This is a genomic window from Roseateles sp. P5_E11 (genome assembly GCF_054049355.1).
In genome coordinates this window covers 1-4,074 of sequence record NZ_JBFUMO010000530.1, presented here as the reverse complement: position 1 = coordinate 4,074, position 4,074 = coordinate 1, and the positions used below count along the sequence as shown (strand labels likewise).

6 protein-coding genes are annotated in these 4,074 nt (G+C 64.4%); 1 reads left to right on the top strand and 5 read right to left on the bottom strand.

Annotated features, from left to right (window positions below; genetic code table 11):
• The 5 genes from ACXJKR_RS26330 to ACXJKR_RS26310 form a co-directional block, all read right to left on the bottom strand.
• A partial coding sequence (locus ACXJKR_RS26330) for an AMIN domain-containing protein (RefSeq protein ID WP_457325323.1) occupies positions 1 to 716 on the bottom strand: 716 nt, incomplete at its 3' end.
• Entirely contained in the window at positions 713 to 1,237 is a 525-nt protein-coding gene (locus tag ACXJKR_RS26325) for a pilus assembly protein PilP (RefSeq protein WP_457325321.1), read from the bottom strand. The genes ACXJKR_RS26325 and ACXJKR_RS26330, both read right to left, overlap by 4 nt.
• Positions 1,234 to 1,923, bottom strand: coding sequence for a type 4a pilus biogenesis protein PilO (locus ACXJKR_RS26320; RefSeq protein WP_457325320.1), 690 nt, complete (start codon positions 1,921 to 1,923; stop codon positions 1,234 to 1,236). The genes ACXJKR_RS26325 and ACXJKR_RS26320 overlap by 4 nt, the downstream gene beginning before the upstream one ends.
• A 6-nt stretch (positions 1,924 to 1,929) precedes the next feature.
• Positions 1,930 to 2,532: a PilN domain-containing protein gene (locus ACXJKR_RS26315; protein WP_457325319.1), complete on the bottom strand. Its 603-nt coding sequence runs from the start codon at positions 2,530 to 2,532 to the stop codon at positions 1,930 to 1,932.
• Positions 2,529 to 3,608, bottom strand: coding sequence for a pilus assembly protein PilM (locus ACXJKR_RS26310; protein ID WP_056203284.1), 1,080 nt, complete (start codon positions 3,606 to 3,608; stop codon positions 2,529 to 2,531). The genes ACXJKR_RS26315 and ACXJKR_RS26310 overlap by 4 nt, the downstream gene beginning before the upstream one ends.
• Positions 3,609 to 3,892: 284 nt before the next feature.
• Between ACXJKR_RS26310 and ACXJKR_RS26305 the strand changes: the two genes are divergently transcribed.
• On the top strand, positions 3,893 to 4,074 hold a 182-nt coding region (locus ACXJKR_RS26305; RefSeq protein WP_457325318.1), incomplete at its 3' end, for a hypothetical protein.

The window sequence follows — 4,074 nt, the reverse complement described above, 5'->3', positions numbered from 1 at the left end:
AGCATGCGCACCCGATCACCGATCTGGCTCGTGGTGATGGTTTGCACGGGGGTGCCGAAATCGGTCACGTCGATCTTGCGACGCAGGTTCTCCGGCAGGCTGGAACGCAGGAACTCGACCACCAGGCCATGGCCCTGCTGCTGGATGTCGACGCCGACCTGGTTGCTGGGCAGGTTGACGATGACGCGGCCCGCATCGTCCGCACCGCGACGGAAGTCGATGTCGCGCAGCGACTGGGGCGCGGCGTTCAGGCTCTGTGCGAAATGGACCGGTTCGCCGGGAGCCTGGGCCTGGGGCAAGGGCTGCGCAGGCGTCGGGTCGAGCACGATGACCAGGGCGCTGCCCTCCAGCTTGGCGGTGTAGCCCGAAGCATGGCGCAGGTTCAGCACGATGCGGGAGCGTTCCCCCGCCTGCGCCACATTGGCCGAGCGCAGATTTCCCTGGTTGATGTCGATCTGGTTGCGACCGACGCCGTTCGTGACGCCCGGTAGATCGATGGCGATGCGCGGCGGCGCCTGGATCGTGAAGCCGGTCGGCAGGGCCGGCAAGGGCTCGCTCAGTTCAATCCGCACGACCTCCACACCCGCCTGCTGGCTGGTATTGATCGAGCGTATCTGCGTCTGTGCCCAAGCTGCCGGCGCGACCAGCAACGTGAGTGCGAATCCCACCAACCAGCCACGGCCCATCGACTTATTCTCCTGCGGTGTCTTGTTCATCGTCCCTTCTCCTGTAGCTGGAGGGTACTGGTGCGCTCGATCCACTCGCCCGCAGCGTCCTGGACGACTTCTCGCAACGTGATCTCGGTCTCGCTGATCTTGGTGATGCGGCCGAAGTTCTGGCCGAGGTAGTCCCCGGCCTTGACTTGATACAACAGGTTGTCGACGCGCAACAGCGCATAACGACGGTTGTCGCGCGTCAGGCTGCCCACCATGGCCATGCCGTCCAGCGGATAGGCCTCCAGCGGCTCCTTGCGACGGCTGATCTCGGCCGTCAGCAGGGAATTCGGCTGGGCGGCTTCCTGCTTGATCGCGACGCTGAGTTTCTGCGGGCTGTAGGGATCCACGCCGGCCGCTGACTCATACGGCTGGGGCAGGAATTTCTTGGGCGGCAGCAGCGGCGTGACGGTGGTCTTGGCTTCCTTGCGCTCCTGCTCCATCCATTGGCGCAGCTCATCCATGTCGCCGCCGCAACCAGCCAGCGGCAGCAGCACGGCGAGGGGCATCAGCAGGCGCTTCATTTCTTGCCTCCCGCCGTCTTGGTCGCGGCCTTCTTCTGCTCGGCGACTTCAGTGGCGTCCAGGTAGCGATAGGTGCGTGCCGTGGCTTCCATGCTGAGGGGGCCGTTCGCGTCGCGCGGGCCGCTGGGCGCCACGACCACGAGGTTGTGCAAGGTGACGATGCGCGACAGATTCGACACGTCGGCCGCAAAGGCGCCGATGTCGTGATAGCGGCCCGACACCTTGACCGCGATCGGCAGCTCGGCGTAATAGTCCTTGATCAGCACCTGGCCGGGCCGGAACAGCTCAAACTGCAGGCCGCGCCCGACGCCCGCGCTGCTGATATCGGACAGCAGGGAATCGATTTCCGCCTTGCCGGGCAACTGCTTTTCAAGCTGGGTCACGTATTCCTCGACCTGGCTCTTCTGCTTGCGCAACTCGGGCAGGTTGACGGCCTGGCCCAGCTTGTTGTGATAGTCCTGGCGCAGCTGCGGTTCGCGGTCTCGTTCTGCCTCCAGGCCCGCCTGTACGTCGGACAGCACGAAGACATAGCCGGCGATGGCAACGGCCAGCATCACGACCAGCGAGGCTGCGAGCTTGGGCAGCAGCGGCCACTGGCCGGGCTCCTTGGGATTGAGGCCCTGGAATTGGCTCGCGACATCGGCGAACCAGGCGTTCAGGTCGAACTTGGATGTGGAGGTGGCCATGGGCGATCAGCTCTTCTTCGGCGCTGCGGCACCCGGCGCAGCCTCGCGCGGCGGGGTCTTGATCGAGACCTTCATCGAGAAGTCCAGCAGGCGCCGCTGGTCACGCGTGTTGGTCGTGACATTGGCCAGCTTGACTTCGATGAGATCGGGCTTCTCCAGCCATTCCGAGCTGCGCGACACGTTGCGCAGGAATTCGGACACGCGCTCGTTCGTCTGGGCAATGCCGCTGATGGTGACGAGCTTGGCGTCCTGCTTGATGGCCGTCAGATAGATGCCTTCGGGCGCGAGCCGGGCCAGATCATTGAGCAGTTGCACCGGCGTGTTGCGATCGGTCTGCAGGTCCTCGACGGCACGCTGGCGTGCCTTCAGCGACTCGATTTCGGCCTTCAGATCGGCGATGTCCTTGATCTGGGCCTCCAGCCGCGCAATCTCGCTCTGGATGTACTGGTTGTGCGACTGCTGCTCCGCAGTCAGGAACTGCAGCATCAAGTAGGCCGCCACCACCAGGCCGCCGCCGACCAGGCCAGCAAAGCCCAGGCCGGCGAAGAAGGCAGCCTTGCGCCGCTTGCGCCGCTCTTCGCGATACGGCAGCAGGTTGATCAGGATCACTGGAAGAACCTCCGCATCGCGAGGCCGCAGGCGGTCAGATAGGACGGCGCCTCACGACGCAGCTTGGGCTCGCGCACGGCCGAGCCCATGGCCATGTTCTCGAAGGGATTGACCACCATGCAGGCGAAGCCCGTCAGGTCCGTCACTCGCTCCTTCAGACCGGGCAGAGTGGCCGTGCCGCCGGCCAGCATCACGTAGTGCACCTTGTGATGCGGCGTGCTGGTGAAGAAATACTGCAGCGCCCGACCGATTTCCTGAGACAGGCTGTCGACGAAGGGGTTGAGCACGCTGCTCTCGTAATCCTCGGGCAGTTCGTTGGCGAGCTTCTTCTGCTCGGCCTCTTCGAAGGAGAAACCGTACTGCCTTGAGATGAGCTGTGTCAGCTGGGATCCGCCAAAAGACTGGTCCCGGTCGTAGAGCAGCTCGTCGTCGCGCAGCACCTTGAGGCTGGTGGTGTCGGCGCCGATCTCGAACAGCGCCACGAGCGCGTCTTTGCCTTCGTTGGGCAAGGCGGCAATGAGGCGGCCCATGGCCATGCGCGAGGCGTGCGACTCGATGTCCAGCACCACGGGCCGCAGGCCGGCGGCCTCGGCCAGGCCCTGGCGGTCCTGCACGCGATCCTTGCGCGAGGCAGCGATCAACACCTCGACATCGCCCACCGACGTAGGGCTGGGGCCGATGACGCAGAAGTCCAGGCTGACCTCGTCCAGCGAGAACGGGATGTACTGGTTGGCCTCGGCCTCGACCTGCAATTCGAGTTCTTCCTCGCGCAAGCCGGCGGGCAACATGATCTTCTTGGTGATGACGGCCGACTGCGGCATGGCCAGGGCGGCGTCGCGGGTCCTGCTGCCGCTGCGCGCAACGACACGGCGGACCGCGTCGGCTACCTCGTCGAACTTCTCGATCTGGCCGTCAGCAATCCAGCCCTTCTCGAAGGGCTCGCTGGCAAAACGCTCGAGCACGAATTCACCGCTCTTGGTCTGGCTCAGCTCCACCAGCTTGACGCTGGATGAACTGATATCCAGGCCAATCAGGGGGGGGTGCTTGCGACCCAAAAGTGCGTCAAGTATTCCCATGCCCTTTGTTCCCGACACGCGAGTTACGTATCGGACTATTAATAAGTTACTTGAATGCTAGCAGCAAAGCCGTTGACGCCGAACGGAAATTCGGCGCGAGCTGGTAACGCCACGTTGCTAAACATACACGATTCAACCAACTTGCAAGCTACTGAAAAACACATGTGAAGCGGTCGTTTGGCACACGGTTTGATGCGTGCGCGGGTATACAAGGATGCCGAGGCGGCGCTTCCTATAATCCGCCGCCTCCTCCCAACGCGCCCGCGGGCGCGCCCCGCCGGCTCATGATCGACAAGCCCCGCTCTGCTGCACCTAGTCCTTCGCCCGCCGGCACACCCACCTCCCGTCCCGTCTCCGGCCTGAGCTCCCGCCTCGGTCGCTGGGCCTTGTGGGCTCTGGGCGTCGTGGCAGGCGGCATCGCGGCCGTATGCCTGCTGCTGGCCTTGGGGCTGGCCCTGGCCTATCC

Bases quoted from the DNA above. Each gene is read 5' to 3' on its own strand.
- ACXJKR_RS26325 (WP_457325321.1), bottom strand. From the start codon at position 1,237: ATGAAGCGCCTGCTGATGCCCCTCGCCGTGCTGCTGCCGCTGGCTGGT.
- ACXJKR_RS26320 (WP_457325320.1), bottom strand. From the start codon at position 1,923: ATGGCCACCTCCACATCCAAGTTCGACCTGAACGCCTGGTTCGCCGAT.
- ACXJKR_RS26310 (WP_056203284.1), bottom strand. From the start codon at position 3,608: ATGGGAATACTTGACGCACTTTTGGGTCGCAAGCACCCCCCCCTGATT.